Source organism: Kocuria rhizosphaerae (assembly GCF_044462265.1).
Classification (GTDB): Bacteria; Actinomycetota; Actinomycetes; order Actinomycetales; family Micrococcaceae; genus Kocuria; species Kocuria rhizosphaerae.
Window position 1 is genome coordinate 1 of record NZ_JBISWL010000131.1, and the last position, 17,144, is coordinate 17,144.

A 17,144-nucleotide genomic window follows, 5' to 3' on the forward strand; every position below is an offset into this window, starting at 1 on the left:
GCGGGGTCGACGATCTTCGTGGACAGCGTGCCGATCCCGTCGATGGCGACCTCCACCTGGTCCCCGGACTTCAGGTAGACCTGCGGGTCCCGGGCACGGCCCACCCCGCCCGGGGTCCCGGTGAGGATGATGTCGCCCGGGCGCAGGGGCAGGATCGTGGAGAGGTAGGAGACCAGGAACGTCGGGGTGAACAGCAGGTCCCCGATGGAGTGCTCCTGCATCGTCTGCCCGTTGACCCGGGTGTGCAGGGTCGCCGTCGCCGGGTCGAACTCGTCGGCGGTGACCATGACCGGGCCCACCGGGGTGGAAGCCGCCCAGATCTTGCCCTGCAGCCACTCCTTGGTCCGGAACTGATACCCGCGCATGGAGATGTCGTTGGCGGCCGTGTACCCGGCGATGTGGCCGGCGGCGTCGGCCTCGGAGACCTTGTGGGCGGTCTTGCCGATGACCACGACGAGCTCGCCCTCCCAGTCCAGCTCCGGGTCCTCCGCCACGGCCTCCACCGGGTCGCCGGGCCCGGTGAGGGTGTCGGCGAACTTCGCGAACATCGTCGGATGGGAGGGCAGGTCCCGGCCCATCTCCTGGATGTGGCTCTTGTAGTTGAGCCCCACGCACAGCACCTTGGACGGGTTGGGCACCAGCGTCTCCAGCCGGGCGTGGGCGGCCTCGTGGCGCGGCCCGGAGGCGTCGGCCGCGATCTGCCGCCAGTTCTCCTGGGCCAGCAGCGCCCCCAGGTCGGGGTAGCCCTCGATCTCGGTGAAGACCTCACCGTCCAGACGGGCGGCGGTCGTGGACCGGTCGGTGCGCAGCGTTGCAAGCTTCATGGGTTCTGTTCTCCTGGATCGAGGTGTGCGGGTCGACGTACGGGGGTCGGGGAAACGCGGCCCGGGGAAAAGCGGGCCGGGGAACGGGGGTCCGGGGCCGGGGCCGGGGGTGCCGGGTGGAGCGTCACGGGTCCCGGTCGGGCGTGCGGCACGGGCCGTGCCGCGCGCCGGCGGGGTGGTGCTACTTCTCCTCGCCCTCCACGAAGGTGCGGTGGAAGTTCAGCTTCTCGACGATCGGCTGGTCGCCGAACCTGAACAGGTCGAAGTCGGTCTCGGCCTGGATCTGCCACGCGGTCCAGGAGGGCACGACCACCAGGTCGCCCTTCTCCACGTCGCGGACCTCACCGTTGAGGAGAAAACGGCCCCGGCCCTCGAAGACCTGGTAGACGCTGGAGCCGACCTCACGGGTGGTGCGGGTCTGCGTGCCGGGCCGGAAGCGGTGGAACTCGGCCCGGATCGTGGGCATGACGTCCCCACCGGTGGTCGGGTTGACGTAGCGCACCGCCGCGTGCCCGGGCTCCACCGTGGCCGGGTAGCCCTCGTCCTCGATCCGCAGCTGCTCGGACAGGGCCCGGTCGGTGTGCTCCCACCGGTAGGCCCCGATCGGCGAGGACACCGTGTTGCCCAGGCCCGAGAGCGGGCGCAGCCCCGGATGGCACCACAGCCGTTCCCCGCGGGAGAGCTCCGGGGTCGACTCGTCGGTCACCCGGTCGATGCCGAACTCGAAGAACGCCGTGTCCGTGTAGTGCACGAACGGGATGTCCAGCCCGTCGATCCACGCCATCGGCTGGTCGGTCTCGTTGTGGTGGCCGTGGAAGTTCCAGCCCGGGGTGAGCAGGAAGTCGCCCCTCGACATCCGCACCGGGTCGCCGTTGACCACGGTCCACACGCCCTCGCCCTCGACCACGAAGCGGAACGCGTTCTGGGAGTGCCGGTGCTCCGGGGCCACCTCGTGACCGCCCAGGTACTGGATCGCGCACCACAGGGTCGGCGTCGCGTACGGCCGCCCGCCCAGACCCGGATTGGCCAGCGCGATCGCACGGCGCTCCCCGCCACGGCCCACCGGCACGAGGTCCCCGGCGCGCTCGGCCAGCGGCAGGAGGTTCTTCCACTCCCACACGAACGGCACGGCCGCCGACCGCGGAGCCGCAGGCATCAGGTCGCCGATCTCCGTCCACAACGGGATCATGTGCCCCGCCTCGAAATCCCGGTAGAGGGCGTCGAGCTGGGTCTGCTCCTCCGGCGTCGGGGGCGGAACCGTCATCTGCTGGTCATGACTCATGGTGAGCTCCTCGGTACTCGACGTATCGACCGGGCGTCCTCGCCCGACGATGTGATGTGAGTTACCGACGACGCTACGGGACGCCCTCCGACCCCGAAAAAAGTTTCTGCACCCAGGAAACTGCGCCGCTCCCTGTGCCGCGTCCCTCAGCCGAGGTGCTCGGCGATGTCCTGCTCGAGGTCGGTGCGGATGTCGGCGAGCGCCCGCCGCACGCGGTGCTCCCCCAGCACGTCCGCGCGGGCGGCCGGCACGGAGACGGACAGCGCGGCGAGCCCGGTGCCGTCGGGAGCGAGGACGGGCACGGCGACCGCGGTGACCCCCTCCTCGGACTCCTCCCTGTTCACCGCGAACCCGACCTCCTTGACCAGCTGCAGGCTCCGCAGCAGCGCCTCGAACCGGTTGGCGTCCAGGTACTCCCCGACGGTCTTGGCGCTGGCCGTGCGGAAGAGCCGCTCCAGGTCCTCCCGGGAGAGCTGGGCGAGCAGCACCTTGCCGCCGGACGTGGACGCCGCGGGGAACACGGTGCCCCGGCGGTCCCCCACGGTGTCGACGACGGAACTCTCCACCGTGACCAGGAACCGGCTGGTGGTGCCCACCCGGACGATCAGGTTGGCGGTCTCCCCCACGCGCTGGGCCAGCATCTCCACGTAGGGCCGGGCGATCCGGCGCAGTCGTCCGTGCAAAGGGGTCCCCGCGACGGACGCCCCCAGGCCCGGGCCGGGCAGGTAGCGCCGCGAGTCGTCCTGGACCGCGAACCCCCGGTAGACGAGCATCGAGAGCAGCCGGTGGGCGGTGGACGGGGCGACCCCCAGGTCGGCGGCGACGTCCTTCAGCCGCACGCCTCCCGTGTCACGCAGCATCTGCATCAGACGCAGCACGTTGTCCACCGAGTGCAGGGTGTAGGCCGGCGGCGGCTGCTGATCCTGGTTCCGCATAGCAGAAGCCTATCGGGCGATCCTCGGCCCGGACCGCCCGCACCGCGCGCTGCGGGCTTCTTCCGGGGCTCGACACGGCCCCGGGTCGGTTCTGACCCGTGGAACTTTCTTCGTCCCATCGTGTGAGCGGCGTCAAGCTGGTGGTGTCCGTCACACCGGTGCTCGGCGCGGCCCGTCCCCGCCACGAGCTCTCACGACCACCCTGATCCCGCTCGAAAGGAACTGATCACCATGGCACAGTCCACCCAGGTTCTCGTCATCGGAGGCGGCATCGGCGGCTTCGGCAATGCGCTCGCCCTGCTCCGCCACGGCGCCGAGGTCGAGCTCGTCGAGCAGGCCCCGGAGTTCGGCGAGGTCGGCGCCGGCCTGCAGATGTCGCCCAACGCCACGCGTCTGCTGCGCGAGTGGGGGGTGCTCGACCGCGCCGTCGAGACCGGCGTCGCCCCGAGGTACATCGTCTTCAGGGACGCCCTCACGGGGGAGGAGCTGCTGCGCGAGGACGTCACCGGCGAGTACTACGAGCGCTACGGGGCGCCCTACATCGTGGCCCACCGCTCCGACCTGCACCGTCTGCTGATGGAGGAGTGCGAGAAGCTCGGCGTGCGCCTGCACAACAACGTGCGCGTCGAGAAGGTGGAGAACATCGAGGTCGACGGTCGCGCCGTCGCCCGGGCGACGGCTGTCGACGGGCGGGTCTTCGAGGCCGACGCGGTCGTGGCCGCCGACGGCATCAAGTCCGTGGTGCGCGCCCAGCTCTCCGACGACGAGCCCGTCGGCTCCGAGTACGTGGCCTACCGCGGGGCGCTGCCGATCTCGGAGATCAAGCACGCCGGGGACATGGAGGCCGTCGTGGTCTGGATGGGCCCGGAGTGCCACCTGGTGCAGTACCCGCTGCGCCAGGGAGAACTGTTCAACACCGTCGCGGTCTACCGCTCTCCGTCCTTCGCGGCCGGCCAGCTGGTCTACGAGGGTGACGCCGAGCTGCGTGAGGCCTACAAGGACTGTGTGCCCGAGGTCCAGGCCGCCCTCGACAACCTCAGCCACGTGCAGCGCTGGCCCATGTTCGACCGGGTCCCGATCGAGAACTGGGTCGACGGCAACATCGCCCTCGCCGGCGACGCCGCCCACCCGATGCTGCAGTACCTCGCCCAGGGTGCCTGCCAGGCGCTCGAGGACGCAGCCGCCCTCGAGGCGATCGCGGCGCAGTCCGTGTTCGCCGACGCGCAGCACCACGACCCGAGCAAGTGGCACGACGTCTTCACCCGGTACAACGCCGTGCGCCAGCCGCGAACCGCCCGGATCCAGACCACGGCCCGGATCTGGGGAGAGTCCTGGCACCTGACGGGCCCCGTCGAACGGACCGTGCGGAACATGCTGTGGAAGTCCGCGGACCGGCACGGCATCTGGGACTACACCGACTGGCTCTACGGCGAGCAGGACTACACGAGCGGAACCGTCACGACGGCGGACCCGGCCCCCGGCGGGGCCGGCCGGACGCCCTCTCAGTAGCAGGGCGCCGGACCCGCAGAACCGTGCCCGGCCGACGGTCCGACGACCTCGGGCGCCGGCCGCGGGCGCCTCCCGCGGCGCGGACGCGGCCGGACGCGCCGCCGGTCGGCTCAGGTGCCGGCGGGCTCCGCGAGGACGACGTCGGTCTCCACGACCGCGGCGACCCCGGCCGCCAGGAGGTTCTCCACGACGGCGGTGAGCGGATCCATCGCCTCGTCCACCTGGAACTGCACGGGATGGTGGTGGGCCACCAGGGAGAGCAGCTGCTCGAGGGCCCGGCCCGCAGCTGCCTCCCCCGGTGCCCAGCCGAGCATGATGTGGGCCGGGGCGTCCTCCGGCTCGCCGTCGGCGGCCGCGGCGCCGGACACCTCGTCCAGCTCGACCGGCCGGTAGCTCACGGCGAACGCGGAGATCCTTCCGCGCTCCCCCGGTCCCACACCGTCGCGGAGCACGACGGCCCCGAAGGCGTGGGCCGCGTCCGAGAGGAACATCCGGTTGACGCGCCCGACCGGCAGATCGGCCGGTTCGTCCCAGCGGTGGACCGCGCGGTAGAAGTCCCACAGGACGCGTGTGAGCTCCACCGAGCCGGTCGCGAGATCCTCGACGGACTGCGCGGGCGTTCCGTCGGCGTGCTCGCGCAGGGGCAGCGGCGGCAGCGCTCCGGCGTCGACGCGGACCACGCGCGAGACCTGGGCCGTCTCCAGCCCCGCCGCGCGGGCGAAACGCTCCCCCGGCGACCCGGGCGCCACCTTGGTGCGCAGTGCGCGGACACCCGACGGCGCCTGTGCGGCCAGCTCGCGCAGCCGCTCCAGCAGCATGCGGCCGATGCCCTCGCCGCGGCGGTCGGGGGCGACCTCCACCCAGAGCCACAGGCGCCGCGGGTGCAGCGGGGACTCGTAGACGGTCCCGGCCGCGACCGGGATCCCCGAGTCCTCCGCCACGACCGTGCGCGACCACGGGGCGTCGTCGTCGGGCCTCAGGGCGGCGCGGAACGCCGCCGCCTGGGGCGACTCCGGGGCCGGCCACACCTCGAGCAGCCGCAGGTCGTCGTCCTCCCGCCACGGGCGGACGGTGATCGCCCCGGGCATCAGCAGGCAAACTTCCCGGCGAGGTAGGACTTCACCCGGTCGAGGGCCACTCGTTCCTGGGTCATGGCGTCCCGCTCCCGGATGGTCACCGCCTGGTCCTCCAGCGTGTCGAAGTCCACCGTGATGCAGTACGGGGTGCCGATCTCGTCCTGGCGGCGGTAGCGGCGGCCGATCGCGCCGGCGTCGTCGAAGTCGATGTTCCAGCTCCGGCGCAGCTCGGCCGCCAGGTCCCGCGCCCGCGGCGAGAGGTCCTCGTTGCGGGACAGCGGCAGCACGGCGGCCTTGACGGGCGCCAGGCGCGGGTCCAGCTTGAGCACGGTGCGCTTGTCCACGCCGCCCTTGGCGTTGGGGGCCTCGTCCTCGGTGTAGGCGTCCACGAGGAAGGCCATCATGGAGCGGGTCAGCCCGAAGGAGGGCTCGATCACGTAGGGGACGTAGCGCTCGTTCGTCTGCTGGTCGAAGAAGCTGAGGTCGGTGTTGGAGTGCTCGTTGTGCACACCGAGGTCGTAGTCGGTCCGGTTCGCGATGCCCATCAGCTCGCCCCACGGGTTGCCCTGGAAGCCGAACTGGTACTCGATGTCGATCGTCCCGGCCGAGTAGTGGGCGCGCTCCTCCTCGGGCACGTCGAACCGGCGCATGTTGGCCGGGTCGATGCCCAGGTCCGTGAACCAGTTCCAGCACGCCTCGACCCACTCGTCGAACCAGCGTCCGGCCTCGGACGGGTGGGTGAAGTACTCGATCTCCATCTGCTCGAACTCGCGGGTGCGGAAGATGAAGTTGCCCGGCGTGATCTCGTTGCGGAAGGCCTTGCCGATCTGGCCGATGCCGAACGGCGGCTTCTTCCGGGCCGCGGTGACCACGTTGTTGAAGTTCACGAAGATGCCCTGTGCCGTCTCCGGCCGGAGATAGTGCAGGCCCTCCTGGTTGTCGACCGGGCCCAGGAACGTCTTGAGCAGGCCGGAGAACTGCTGCGGATCGGTCCACTGTCCCTTCGTGCCGCAGTTGGGGCAGGGGATCTCCGCCATGCCGTTCTCCGGCGCCCGGCCCTTCTTCTCCTCGAAGGCCTCGAGCAGGTGGTCCTGGCGGGCGCGCTTGTGACAGGACAGGCACTCCACGAGCGGGTCGGTGAAGGTCGCCACGTGTCCGGAGGCCTCCCAGACCGCCTTCGGCAGGATGATCGAGGAGTCCAGGCCGACCATGTCCTCCCGGCCCCGCACGAAGGTCTGCCACCACTCGTGCTTGATGTTCTCCTTGAGCTCGGCGCCCAGGGGTCCGTAGTCCCAGGCCGAGCGGGAGCCGCCGTAGATCTCACCCGCCTGGAACACGAAACCGCGGCGCTTGGCCAGCGTGATGACGTTGTCCAACGTGGTTCTGGGGGCCATGTGGGTTCACTCCGGGTTCTCGCCCGACCGCCGGCTGCGGACGCGCGTGGTGGGTTGGCTCGCTCGGCGGTCGGCCGCCGAGGGTGCGGCCGCCGTCGGCCGCCACGAACGAGGACGCCGCCTGCGACGTCCTCGCCCAGGGTAGTCAATTCCGGCCGGGCACGCCGACCGGCCCGGGGCCGGCCCGTCCCGGCCAGGAGGTCACGACCAGCCCGACCAGGGTGAGCGCCGTGCCGAGCACGGTCAACGGTGCGACGACGGTGCCCGGGGACGGCATCAGCACGTCGACCGCCAGCCCGCCCACCAGCATGCCGGTGACCACTCCGAGGCTGGTCTGCAGAACCCCGATCCACCGGGCGAGCAGCGCACCCGCGCCCACGGCGAGAACGCCGAGCGGCCCACCGGTCCACTGCCACCACGGCCCGGCCCAGGACCACGCGGGCGGATCCGCCGCCGCACGGTGGACGGCCGTCACGGCCCCGAGACCGGCGGCGGCCACGAGGAAGTTGGTGAGCGTCGGGGTGATCGGGGTGCCGGCCGCGGAGCCGATCCTTCCGTTCAGGGCCGTCTGCAGGGGCATCAGCGTTCCCGCGGCCAACGGCAGCAGGACCAGGACGGACAGTCCCTGACCGGCACCGCTCAGCCGGGGGCTCACCGCCACCAGCACCGCCCCGACGACGAGCACCGTGCCCAGCACCCGGCGCCCCGTCACGAGCCGCACCCCGCCGGGACCGACCCCCCACCGGTCCACCGCCAGCCCGCCCACGGACTGTCCCACCACCACCGCCAGGAGCAGCACGGAGACCCCGAGCGTCTCGACGGTGCGGGTCTGGGCGAACACGAACACCGCGCCGACGAGGCCCGCGAGCAGGAACCACCACCGCAGTCCGCCGTCCCGCAGCCCGTCCACGAGCCGCCGCGCACCGTTGCGGCCCCGTCGGGTGAGCACCCCGGCCGCGCTCACCACCACCAGGCCCACGACGACGGCGGTGAACGCCGCCGTGACGGGATCGCCCAGGGAGGTGCCGAGCACGCCGTTGATCCGGGACTGGACGGCCAGGAGCGAGCCGGCCAGCACGGCCAGGACCGGTCCGAGCACGGCGAGGATCCGGGGGACGGGAAGCTCGGGTGCGGGCACGGGCCCAGCCTAGATCGTGTCCCGGCGGTCGCGCCTGGGACAATGGGCCCATGACCCCTCCGCAGCAGCCCGATGCCCACGACGACCTGCCCATCCGCGACGACATGATCCGGCTCGGCCAGGCCCTCAAGCTGGCCAATCTCGCCGAGGACGGCGCCCACGCCCGCGGGCTCGTCGAGGGCGGCGAGGTCACGGTCAACGGCGAGGTCGAGACGCGCCGAGGGCGTCAGCTGCACCCCGGCGACGTCGTCGCCGCGGGCGGCGCCGCGGTCCGGATCACCGCCGGGGGCTGACCGCCCCGTCCCCGAGGACCACGTGGTCGAGGTACTCCCGCACGTGGCCGAGCTCCTGCTGGCTGATGCCGTGGCCCACGCCGGTGTACTGCACCTTCATGACGTCGGCGTGCTCGAGCATCCACTCCGCGGTGGCGTCCACCATCTCCTGCGGGATGACGGGGTCCTGCGGGTCCCGGCCCCAGAACATGCGCAGCGGGCGTTCCCGGAGCCGGTCGTCGGCGAAGAGCCGGTGCTCGCCGGGCACCACGAAGCCGGACAGGCCGACCACGGCGTCGATCTCCCCGGGCATGTGCCGGGCCAGGGAGGTGGCCATGGCCATGCCCTGCGAGAAGCCCAGCAGCGTCGTGCTCGAGTGCTGCGCGGCGATCTCCCGCAGCCACGCGGCCACGGGCTCGACGGCCTCCGCGACGCGGTCCAGGGAGAAGCTCAGGTCCGCGGCCAGGGGGAACCACTGGTAGCCCATCTGGGCCGGCTGCGGCGCACGCACGGACGCCACGCTGAACTCGCGCGGCAGCGAGGGCACGAGCGCCATCAGGTCGCGCTCGTGGGACCCGTACCCGTGCAGGAGCACGAGCAGCGGCGTGCCGGGACGGGCGTCGGCGTCGTTGCTCCAGACGGTGAAGGGGGCGGCGGGTCCGGTGGAGGTGGTGTCCTGGGTCATGGGTCCAGTCTGCCATCCGACCCGCCGGGGGCGGGCGCGCCGCCCGCACGGCCCCGGGCGCGGCCCGGCTGGAGGAGGCTCCGGCCGCGGTCCGACGGCCGTCGCCGTGCGGGCCGGGGGCGGGACCGCCTCAGTCGCCGCGCAGCACGGTCTCCCGCAGGAGCCTCCCCAGCTGCACCGACTCGATGAGGAAGCCGTCGTGCCCGGAGCGGGAGGACAGCGTGTGCCGGCGGACCGTGCCCGGCAGGGCCGCGGCCAGGAGGTCGGACTCGTGGGGCAGGTACAGCCGGTCCGAGTCGACCGCGGCCACCAGCCACTCGCACGAGGCCACCGAGAGGGCCTCCTCGACCGTGCCCCGGCCCCGCGCGACGTCGTGGGACATGAGCGCCTCGTTGACGGCCAGGTAGCTGTTGGCGTCGAAGCGGCCGGCGAGCTTGGACGCCTGGTGGTCGAGGTAGCTCTCCACCTGGTAGCGGCCGCGGCCGTCCGCGTGGGTGCCGATCACCTGCTCGTCCGTCTGGGGGGCCCGGCCGAACCTGTCGTGGAGCTCGGCGGCCGAGCGGTAGGTGATGTGCGCGATCCGCCGGGCGAGTCCCAGCCCGGCGATCGGCGGCGGACCGTCGTAGTAGTCCCCGCCACGGAAGTGGGGGTCCTGGCGGATCGCCAGGTTCTGCGCCTGGCCCCACGCGATCTGCTCCGCGCTGGACTGCGCGCACGCCGCGACCACGGCGCACGCCAGGACCCGGTCCGGGTGGGTCACGGCCCACTCCAGCGCACGGGCCCCGCCCATGGACCCGCCGAGCACCAGGCGCCAGGAGTCGATCCCGAGGACGTCCGCCAGGGCCGCCTCGGCGTGCACGGAGTCCCGCACCGTCACGAGGGGGAAGCGGGAACCCCAGGGCCGGCGCTCGGGGTCCACGCTCGCCGGCGCCGGGGTGGCCGGGCCCGTGGAGCCGTAGCAGCCCCCCACGATGTTGGCGCACACCACGAAGTACCGGTCGGTGTCCAGGGCGGCCCCGGGACCGATCAGCCCCTCCCACCAGCCGGGACTGAGCGCCGCGATGCGCTCGGCCTCCGTGGCGCCGGGGCGCGCCCGGCCGGCGGCCACGTGGGTGTCCCCGGTGAGGGCGTGCTCCACGAGCACGGCGTTGGAGCCGTCCGGGGCCAGGGTCCCCCACGTCTCGTAGGCGAGCCGGACCTCGGGCAGCCGGAAGCCCGACTCGAGCTCCAGCGTGCCGATCTCGGCGTGCCGGGGCACGCCGTCCTCCCGGACGTCGGACCCGGCGTCGGCGCCCCGCACCACCGTCACGCCCGCTCCTGCCCCCTGCACGCGGCCGCGGCCGCGAATCCCAGCTCGAGGTCCGCCAGGATGTCCTCGACGTTCTCGAGGCCCACGGAGAGCCGGACGAAGCCGGGCTCCACGCCGGCGGCCAGCTGCTCCTCCGGCAGCAGCTGGCTGTGGGTCGTGGACGCCGGGTGGATCACGAGCGAGCGGACGTCCCCGATGTTCGCCACGTTCGAGTGCAGCGACAGCGCGTCGACGAACGCGGCGCCGGCCTCGCGTCCGCCGTCGAGCACGAAGCCGACGATCGAGCCGGCCCCGCGGGGCGCGTACTTCCGCGCGCGCTCGTGCCACGGCGAGGACTCGAGGCCGGCCCAGGACACGGAGCGCACGTCCTCGCGCGCCTCGAGCCGGCGGGCCACCGTCCCGGCGTTGGCCACGTGGCGTTCCATGCGCAGGGACAGGGTCTCGATGCCCTGCTCGATGAGGAAGGCGTTGAACGGCGAGATCGCCGAGCCGAGGTCGCGCAGGAGCTGGACCCTGGCCTTGAGGACGTAGGAGAGGTTCACGCCGAACACGCCGTCGGCCCCGAGCGTCTCCGCGTAGACGAGGCCGCCGTAGGACTCGTCGGGCTCGTTGAAGCCGGGGAAGCGCTCCGGGTACCGGCCGTAGTCGAAGTTCCCGGAGTCCACGATCACGCCGCCGATGGCCGTGCCGTGCCCGCCCAGGAACTTGGTCGCCGAGTGCACCACGACGTCCGCTCCCCAGCGCAGCGGCTGGACGAGGTACGGGGTCGCGACCGTGTTGTCCACGATCAGCGGCACCTCGTTCTCGTGGGCGATCCCGGCGACCGTCTCGATGTCCAGGACGTCGTTTCGCGGGTTGGGGATGGTCTCCGCGTAGAAGGCCTTGGTGTTCGGCCGCACGGCGCGCCGCCACGCCTCGGGGTCGTCCGGGTCGTCCACGAAGGTCGTGTCGATGCCGAGCTTGGCCAGGGTGAACTTGAAGAGGTTGAAGGTCCCGCCGTAGAGGCTGGGGCTGGCCACCACGTGGTCCCCCGCTCCGGCGACATTGAGCACGGCGAACGTCGTGGCCGACTGCCCGGCGCTGAGCATGAGGGCCCCGACACCGCCCTCGAGCGCAGCGATGCGCTTCTCCACGACCTCCGTCGTGGGGTTCCCGATCCGGGTGTAGATCGGGCCGAGCTCCGCGAGCGCGAACCGGTCGGCGGCCGCCCGGGCGTCCGGGAAGACGAACGACGTCGTCTGGTGGATCGGCAGCGCCCGCGAGCCGGTGACGGGGTCGGGGCTCTGGCCCGCGTGGATCTGCTGGGTCTCGAACGCCCACCCGGACGGGTTCTCGGGAGTGGGGTGCTGCGCCGGGGAGGCGGTGGACTCGGGCATGCCGTGAGCTCCTTGCGGAAGGTCAGGGGTCCGGTCGCCGACCGTGGTGGTGCGGCCGTTCGACGGCCGGGCACCGGGGACCCGCGCTTGCTCGCTCGCCGGTCGCGAGGAGCCTGGTCTTCACCCAGGGCACCCCACCGCGGTGGAGGGTTGCCGGCCAGCTAGCTGGGGCTTGCACGCTGGCGCTCATGACCTGGACAGCATTCTCCGGATTCGGGCGACGCGGCGTCAAGCCGGGGCCGTTCCCGGCCGTGCGGACACGGCGCGGAACACCCGTCCCGTCGCCGGAACGGACGGCCCGCGACCGATTTGGAGACCAAACTCACACGGTGCCACGATGAGCCCATGAGAGTCGACCACGTGTCCTACGCCTGCCGCCCGGAGGGCCTGGAGGCGACCACCGAGGCCATCGCCGACCAGCTGGGCATCGAGCCCGTCAAGGGCGGTGTGCACCCACGGTTCGGCACCCGCAACATGATTCTCCCGCTCACCGGCCGCCAGTACGTCGAGGTCGTCGAGGCCCTCGAGCACCCGGCCGCCGAGAAGGCGCCCTTCGGACAGGCCGTGCGCGCCCGCTCCGCCGCGGGCGGCGGCTGGCTCGGCTGGGTCGTCGAGGTGGACGACCTCGCCCCCTTCGAGCGGCGGCTCGGTCGCCGGGCCGTGCCCGGCCAGCGCGTGTTCCCGGACGGCCGGGTCCTGGAGTGGCACCAGATCGGCGTGAAGGGCCTGATCGCCGACCCACAGCTGCCGTTCATGGTGCACTTCGACTCCGACCCGCAGATGCACCCCTCCCAGGCCCGGATCACGGACGTTTCGCTCCAGGGCATGTGCATCGCCGGCTCGCGGGACCGGGTCACGGAGTGGCTGGGCGCCCCCGTGGAGACCGCCCTGCAGGACCTCGACGTCGAGTGGCGCTATCCGGACGGGACGCCCGGCCTGCTCGCGGTCGCCTTCGACACCCCGGACGGCCGCGTGACCATCTGAGCGTCCGGGGCGGGCACGTGCGGCTCAGCCCAGGAACCAGGCGGTGCCGACGAACGCCGCGGCGTCGAGCAGGAAGTGCGCGACGACGAGCGGCATGACCCGCCCGGTGCGCCGGTAGAGCTCCGCGAACACGAGACCCATCACCACGTTGCCCAGGAACGGGCCGATCCCCTGGTAGAGGTGGTAGCTGCCCCGGAACAGGGCCGTGACCACCAGCACCACCGGCCAGCGCCACCCGATGCGGGTCAGCCGGTCGGTGAGGAAGACGACCACCACGACCTCCTCGAGGAGCGAGTGGCGCAGCGCCGAGAGCAGCAGCACCGGGACCGTCCACCAGTGCGCGTCGAGACCGGACGTGGTCACCGTGGCCGTGACGCCCAGGGCCCGGCCCGCACCGTAGAGGGCAAGTGTGCCCAGTCCCATGACCAGGAACAGCAGGGCCCCCAGCCCGAGGTCCGGGACCGGCATCCGGGCGTCCAGGCCGACCCGGCGGCGGACGCTGCGCACCGCGCCCGCCGAACCGGCGAGCAGGTACAGCGCGAGCAGGACCGGGACGAGGTCCAGCGCGATGCCCGTGAGCTGGCGGACCAGGTCGAACAGCGGCTGCAGGCTCAACGGCGGGTTCATGGTCGTCCGCGCCTCGGACAGGGGGCCCCGGGCCAGGTCCTCGGACAGCGAGATCACCGCGTACAGGGCCGAGGCGCCCAGCGACACGCCCAGCACCAGGAGGATCTGCACCCACAGGTCGGCGCGGGTCGAGGCGAAGGCGGGTGGACGCGGAGCCCGGTGGGAGGGGGTGCTCATGCCGCCATTCTGGCACCGGGCGCCCGTCGGGCCCGTCCCGGGGAGGAGTCCCGCCGCGCTTCCCTAGGATGGGACCCATGACTTCGCTTCCTCCCCCGACCCGCCGGCAGCCCGTCGAGCGGTCGTTCCACGGCCACGTGTTCTCCGACCCGTACGAGTGGATGCGGAACAAGGAGGACCCCGGGGTGCTGGCCCACCTCACGGCCGAGAACGACCACGCGGAGGCCAGGACCGCCCACCTCGCGGGACTGCGCGAGACGCTCTTCCAGGAGATCCGGGGCCGCACGCAGGAGACGGACCTGTCCGTGCCCAACCGCCGCGGGAACTGGTGGTACTTCTCCCGGACCGTCGAGGGCGGGGCGCACCAGGTCTTCTGCCGCGTGCCGGCGCCCGTCACGGGCGACGTCCTGAGCGACTGGACCCCGCCGGTCGTCGAGCCGGGCGCCACCATGGCCGGCGAGCAGGTGCTCCTCGACGCGAACGCCGAGTCCGCCGCGCACGAGTTCTACTCCCTCGGCAGCTTCGACGTCTCCGAGGACGGGCAGCTGCTCGCGTGGGCGGAGGACGTCACCGGCGACGAGCGCTTCACGCTGCGGATCCGCGACCTCACCACGGGGGTCCTGCTGGACGACGAGATCCCCGGCACGTTCTACGGCTCCTTCCTCTCCCCGGACTCGCGTGCCGTCTACTACGTCGTGGTGGACGAGACCTGGCGGCCCCACCAACTGCGCCGCCACGTCCTGGGCACCCCGGTGGCCGACGACGTCGTCGTGCACGAAGAACCGGACCCCGGGATGTGGCTGGGCGCGGGGCTGTCCGCCGACCGCCGCCGGCTCGTGGTGGAGGCCACCTGCTCCGAGTACTCCGAGGTGCTCCTCCAACCGCTCGAGGACCCCGCGGCCCCGCTGCAGGTGGTCCTGCCGCGCACCGACCGTGTGCTCTACGAGGCCGAGCCGCTGCTGCTCGAGGGCCGGGAGCAGATCCTGCTCACCCACGACCACGAGGCGCCCAACTCACGGGTCTCCCTCATGGACGCCGGGGAGCTGGGCCGCTCCGTCGCGGACGTGGCGCTGCGCGACGTCGTGCCGGCCTCGGACACGGTGCGCGTCAACGGGTGCGCCGTGACGGCCGGCCACCTGGTGGTCTCCGTCCGCGCGGACACGACGCTGCGGGTCCGGGTCCTGCCGTTGGACGGGCTCGGCACGCCCGCCCAGGCCGTCCCCGTGGAACCGGACTTCCCGGAGGAGCTCTACACCGCGGCCGTCACCGCCGCCGAGCACGACGCCCCCGTGGTCCGGCTCTCCTACACCTCCTTCACGACGCCCCCGCGCGTGTACGACCTCTTCGCCGCGGGGGCCGCGGGCGACGACGACGCCCTGCCCCGGGAGCCGCTGCTGCGGCGCGAGGCCACGGTGCTCGGCGGCTACGACCCCGCCGACTACACGGTCGAGCGGGACTGGGCCGCCGCCGCCGACGGCACCCGGATCCCCGTCTCCCTCGTGCGCCGCGCAGACCTCGACCCTGCCGTGCCGGCGCCCGTGCTGCAGTACGCCTACGGCTCCTACGAGCACTCCACCGACCCGGCCTTCTCCGTCTCCCGGCTGTCCCTGCTGGACCGGGGCATGATCTGGGCGGTGGCCCACGTGCGCGGCGGCGGCGAGCTGGGCCGCTCCTGGTACGAGCACGGCAAGAAGCTGCACAAGGCCAACACCTTCACCGACTTCGTGGCGGTCACCGACCACCTCGCGTCCCGCCCGGACGTCGACGAACGGCGGATCCTCGCGATGGGCGGCTCCGCCGGCGGGCTGCTCGTCGGCGCGGTGCTCAACCTGGCCCCCGAGAAGTACTGCGGCGCCCTCGCCGCCGTGCCCTTCGTGGACCCGCTGACCTCGATCCTCGACCCCTCCCTGCCCCTGACGGCGCTGGAGTGGGAGGAGTGGGGCAACCCCATCGAGGACCCGCACGTCTACCGGTACATGCGCGACTACTCTCCCTACGAGAACGTCCGCCCCCTCCCCTATCCGCCGGTCCTCGCGGTCACCAGCCTCAACGACACCCGCGTGCTCTACGTGGAGCCCGCCAAGTGGGTGGCCGCGCTGCGCGAGGCGACGACCGCCGAGCACCCGGTGCTGCTCCGCTGCGAGATGGCCGGGGGCCACGGCGGGGCCTCCGGGCGCTACGCCCAGTGGCGGGACACGGCCTGGGAGCACGCCTGGGTGCTCGACCGTGTGGGGCTGGCCGGTTCCTGACCCGAGCCGCCCGGACCGCCCCGTCCGAGGAGTCGCCAACACCCCACATCCCCACCGAGGGGTCTCGTCTGGATGCCGGGCGGCCCGGATCATGGCGAGACGGGACCCGCCGTGTCACTCGCGACGCGCAACGCGACCCCCGGCGGGCTCAGCGGCGGAAGCGGGCCGGATCCAGGGCGGCCGCGGTCCCCGGAGAGCACCACGGGCCGACGGCGTCCTCGAGCAGCAGGTCCGCGGCCGCGCGAGCCATGGCGCTGCTGGTCTGGAAACCGTAGCCGGACTGCCCCGCCAGCCACAGCAGGCCCGGGACGTCAGGGTCGAAGCCGCAGACGGGCACGCCGTCGGGGCTCTCGGTGCGCAGTCCCGTCCAGGCCCGCACGACCCCTGTGATCCCCAGGGACGTCACGGCGTTGAGGATGGCCACCAGGTCCTCGACGTCCTCGGCGACCGGCAGGGCATCGCACGGCTCGCTCGGCACGGCCTCGCACGGGGAGACCAGGGCCCCGTCCCCGTGGCGCCGGTAGTACCAGCGGTGGTCCGCCGCGACGACCATGGGGTGGTCCGGTGCCAGGGGCTTCGCGAGCCGCACGAGGGCCGCCGTGCGGCGCAGCGGCCGCAGGCCCAGCGGAGCGGCGCCGGCGAGGGAGGCCACTCCGTCCGCCCACGCGCCGGCCGCGTCGACGACCCGCCGGGCGCGGAGCCGGTGCGGGCCGGCCGTGACGGTGAATCCGCCGTCGTCCGCGTCGAGGGCCGTCACCGGCGCTCCCGTGAGAATCCGGACACCGGCCGCCGCGGCGCGGTCGCGGTGCCACGCCACGAGGGCGGCCGCGTCGGTGCGGACCGACGACGTGTCGAGCCGCCCGGCCTGCACCAGCTCCGCCGGGGAGCAGGCCAGCTCGGGGCACAGCTCCACGAGGGCTGCGCGGGAGAGCTCCTGCGTGCCGGGAGCGGACTCCGCGCGCAGCTGGTCCACGGTGCCCACGAGGACCTTGCTGCTGGGCCACGCCAGCGGACGCGGCGGAGCGGGCCGGGGGTCCAGGAGGGCCGCGACCGTGAGCGCGGTGAGCTCCCGCACGGGAGGCGGACCGTAGCTGGGGGTGAGCTGTTCCGCGGAGCGGCCGGAGGTGTGGTGGGCCAGCACCGGCTCCGACTCGGCCAGCACGACCCCGCTCCCGCCGCTCCGTCGGCCGGCCAGCTCCGAGACCAGGGACAGGCCGGCGATGCCGCCGCCGATCACGAGCACGTCGCAGACAGGATCCATGCGCCCATGCTCGCACGCCGGTCCAGCCAGAGGCCGCACCGCCATC

At 73.0% G+C, this 17,144-nt stretch carries 15 protein-coding genes and 1 riboswitch; of the genes, 4 read left to right on the forward strand and 11 right to left on the reverse strand.

Going from position 1 to position 17,144, the window contains the following annotated elements:
* From ACH9EU_RS14930 to ACH9EU_RS14940, 3 genes are all read right to left on the reverse strand, one after another.
* A partial coding sequence (locus ACH9EU_RS14930; protein ID WP_396413863.1) for a fumarylacetoacetate hydrolase family protein occupies positions 1-824 on the reverse strand: 824 nt, incomplete at its 3' end.
* A 181-nt stretch (positions 825-1,005) separates the two neighbouring features.
* A complete protein-coding gene (locus ACH9EU_RS14935; RefSeq protein ID WP_396414702.1) occupies positions 1,006-2,106 on the reverse strand; it encodes a cupin domain-containing protein in 1,101 nt (366 codons plus the stop codon).
* A 146-nt stretch (positions 2,107-2,252) separates the two neighbouring features.
* Complete coding sequence (locus tag ACH9EU_RS14940) at positions 2,253-3,041, reverse strand: IclR family transcriptional regulator domain-containing protein (RefSeq protein ID WP_396414703.1); 789 nt, start codon at positions 3,039-3,041, stop codon at positions 2,253-2,255.
* 231 nt (positions 3,042-3,272) lie between these two features.
* Between ACH9EU_RS14940 and ACH9EU_RS14945 the strand changes: the two genes are divergently transcribed.
* Positions 3,273-4,550: an FAD-dependent oxidoreductase gene (locus ACH9EU_RS14945; RefSeq protein ID WP_396414704.1), complete on the forward strand. Its 1,278-nt coding sequence runs from the start codon at positions 3,273-3,275 to the stop codon at positions 4,548-4,550.
* A 110-nt stretch (positions 4,551-4,660) separates the two neighbouring features.
* On the opposite strand, the gene ACH9EU_RS14950 is transcribed toward ACH9EU_RS14945, so the two are convergent.
* The 3 genes from ACH9EU_RS14950 to ACH9EU_RS14960 form a co-directional block, all read right to left on the reverse strand.
* Positions 4,661-5,638: a GNAT family N-acetyltransferase gene (locus tag ACH9EU_RS14950; RefSeq protein ID WP_396414705.1), complete on the reverse strand. Its 978-nt coding sequence runs from the start codon at positions 5,636-5,638 to the stop codon at positions 4,661-4,663.
* On the reverse strand, positions 5,638-7,020 hold the full coding sequence (locus tag ACH9EU_RS14955; protein WP_396414706.1) for a glycine--tRNA ligase: 1,383 nt from the start codon (positions 7,018-7,020) through the stop codon (positions 5,638-5,640). The genes ACH9EU_RS14950 and ACH9EU_RS14955 overlap by 1 nt, the downstream gene beginning before the upstream one ends.
* 145 nt (positions 7,021-7,165) lie before the next feature.
* Positions 7,166-8,158 carry a DMT family transporter gene (locus ACH9EU_RS14960; protein WP_396414707.1) on the reverse strand — a complete coding sequence of 331 codons (993 nt, stop codon included), beginning with the start codon at positions 8,156-8,158 and terminating at the stop codon, positions 7,166-7,168.
* A 50-nt stretch (positions 8,159-8,208) separates the two neighbouring features.
* On the opposite strand from ACH9EU_RS14960, the gene ACH9EU_RS14965 reads away from it, so the two are divergent.
* Positions 8,209-8,451, forward strand: a complete 243-nt coding sequence (locus tag ACH9EU_RS14965; RefSeq protein WP_396414708.1) for an RNA-binding S4 domain-containing protein — start codon at positions 8,209-8,211, stop codon at positions 8,449-8,451.
* Here ACH9EU_RS14965 and ACH9EU_RS14970 read toward each other — a convergent pair.
* From ACH9EU_RS14970 to ACH9EU_RS14980, 3 genes are all read right to left on the reverse strand, one after another.
* A complete protein-coding gene (locus ACH9EU_RS14970; RefSeq protein WP_396414709.1) occupies positions 8,435-9,115 on the reverse strand; it encodes an alpha/beta hydrolase in 681 nt (226 codons plus the stop codon). The genes ACH9EU_RS14965 and ACH9EU_RS14970 overlap by 17 nt on opposite strands.
* Before the next feature lie 130 nt (positions 9,116-9,245).
* On the reverse strand, positions 9,246-10,424 hold the full coding sequence (metX, locus tag ACH9EU_RS14975; protein ID WP_396414710.1) for a homoserine O-acetyltransferase MetX: 1,179 nt from the start codon (positions 10,422-10,424) through the stop codon (positions 9,246-9,248).
* Positions 10,421-11,800: a bifunctional o-acetylhomoserine/o-acetylserine sulfhydrylase gene (locus ACH9EU_RS14980; protein WP_396414711.1), complete on the reverse strand. Its 1,380-nt coding sequence runs from the start codon at positions 11,798-11,800 to the stop codon at positions 10,421-10,423. The genes metX and ACH9EU_RS14980 overlap by 4 nt, the downstream gene beginning before the upstream one ends.
* Positions 11,801-11,878: 78 nt before the next feature.
* Positions 11,879-11,994: riboswitch (SAM riboswitch) on the reverse strand.
* Positions 11,995-12,145: 151 nt separating this feature from the next.
* On the opposite strand from ACH9EU_RS14980, the gene ACH9EU_RS14985 reads away from it, so the two are divergent.
* Positions 12,146-12,784 carry a VOC family protein gene (locus ACH9EU_RS14985; protein ID WP_396414712.1) on the forward strand — a complete coding sequence of 213 codons (639 nt, stop codon included), beginning with the start codon at positions 12,146-12,148 and terminating at the stop codon, positions 12,782-12,784.
* Positions 12,785-12,808: 24 nt separating this feature from the next.
* Here ACH9EU_RS14985 and ACH9EU_RS14990 read toward each other — a convergent pair whose 3' ends face one another.
* The gene (locus ACH9EU_RS14990) at positions 12,809-13,588 is read right to left on the reverse strand and encodes a CPBP family glutamic-type intramembrane protease (protein WP_396414713.1); all 780 of its coding nucleotides are present in this window, start codon (positions 13,586-13,588) and stop codon (positions 12,809-12,811) included.
* 77 nt (positions 13,589-13,665) lie between these two features.
* On the opposite strand from ACH9EU_RS14990, the gene ACH9EU_RS14995 reads away from it, so the two are divergent.
* Positions 13,666-15,837, forward strand: coding sequence for a S9 family peptidase (locus ACH9EU_RS14995; RefSeq protein ID WP_396414714.1), 2,172 nt, complete (start codon positions 13,666-13,668; stop codon positions 15,835-15,837).
* A gap of 148 nt (positions 15,838-15,985) precedes the next feature.
* On the opposite strand, the gene ACH9EU_RS15000 is transcribed toward ACH9EU_RS14995, so the two are convergent.
* Positions 15,986-17,098, reverse strand: coding sequence for an FAD-dependent oxidoreductase (locus ACH9EU_RS15000; protein ID WP_396414715.1), 1,113 nt, complete (start codon positions 17,096-17,098; stop codon positions 15,986-15,988).
* Positions 17,099-17,144: the final 46 nt, after the last annotated feature.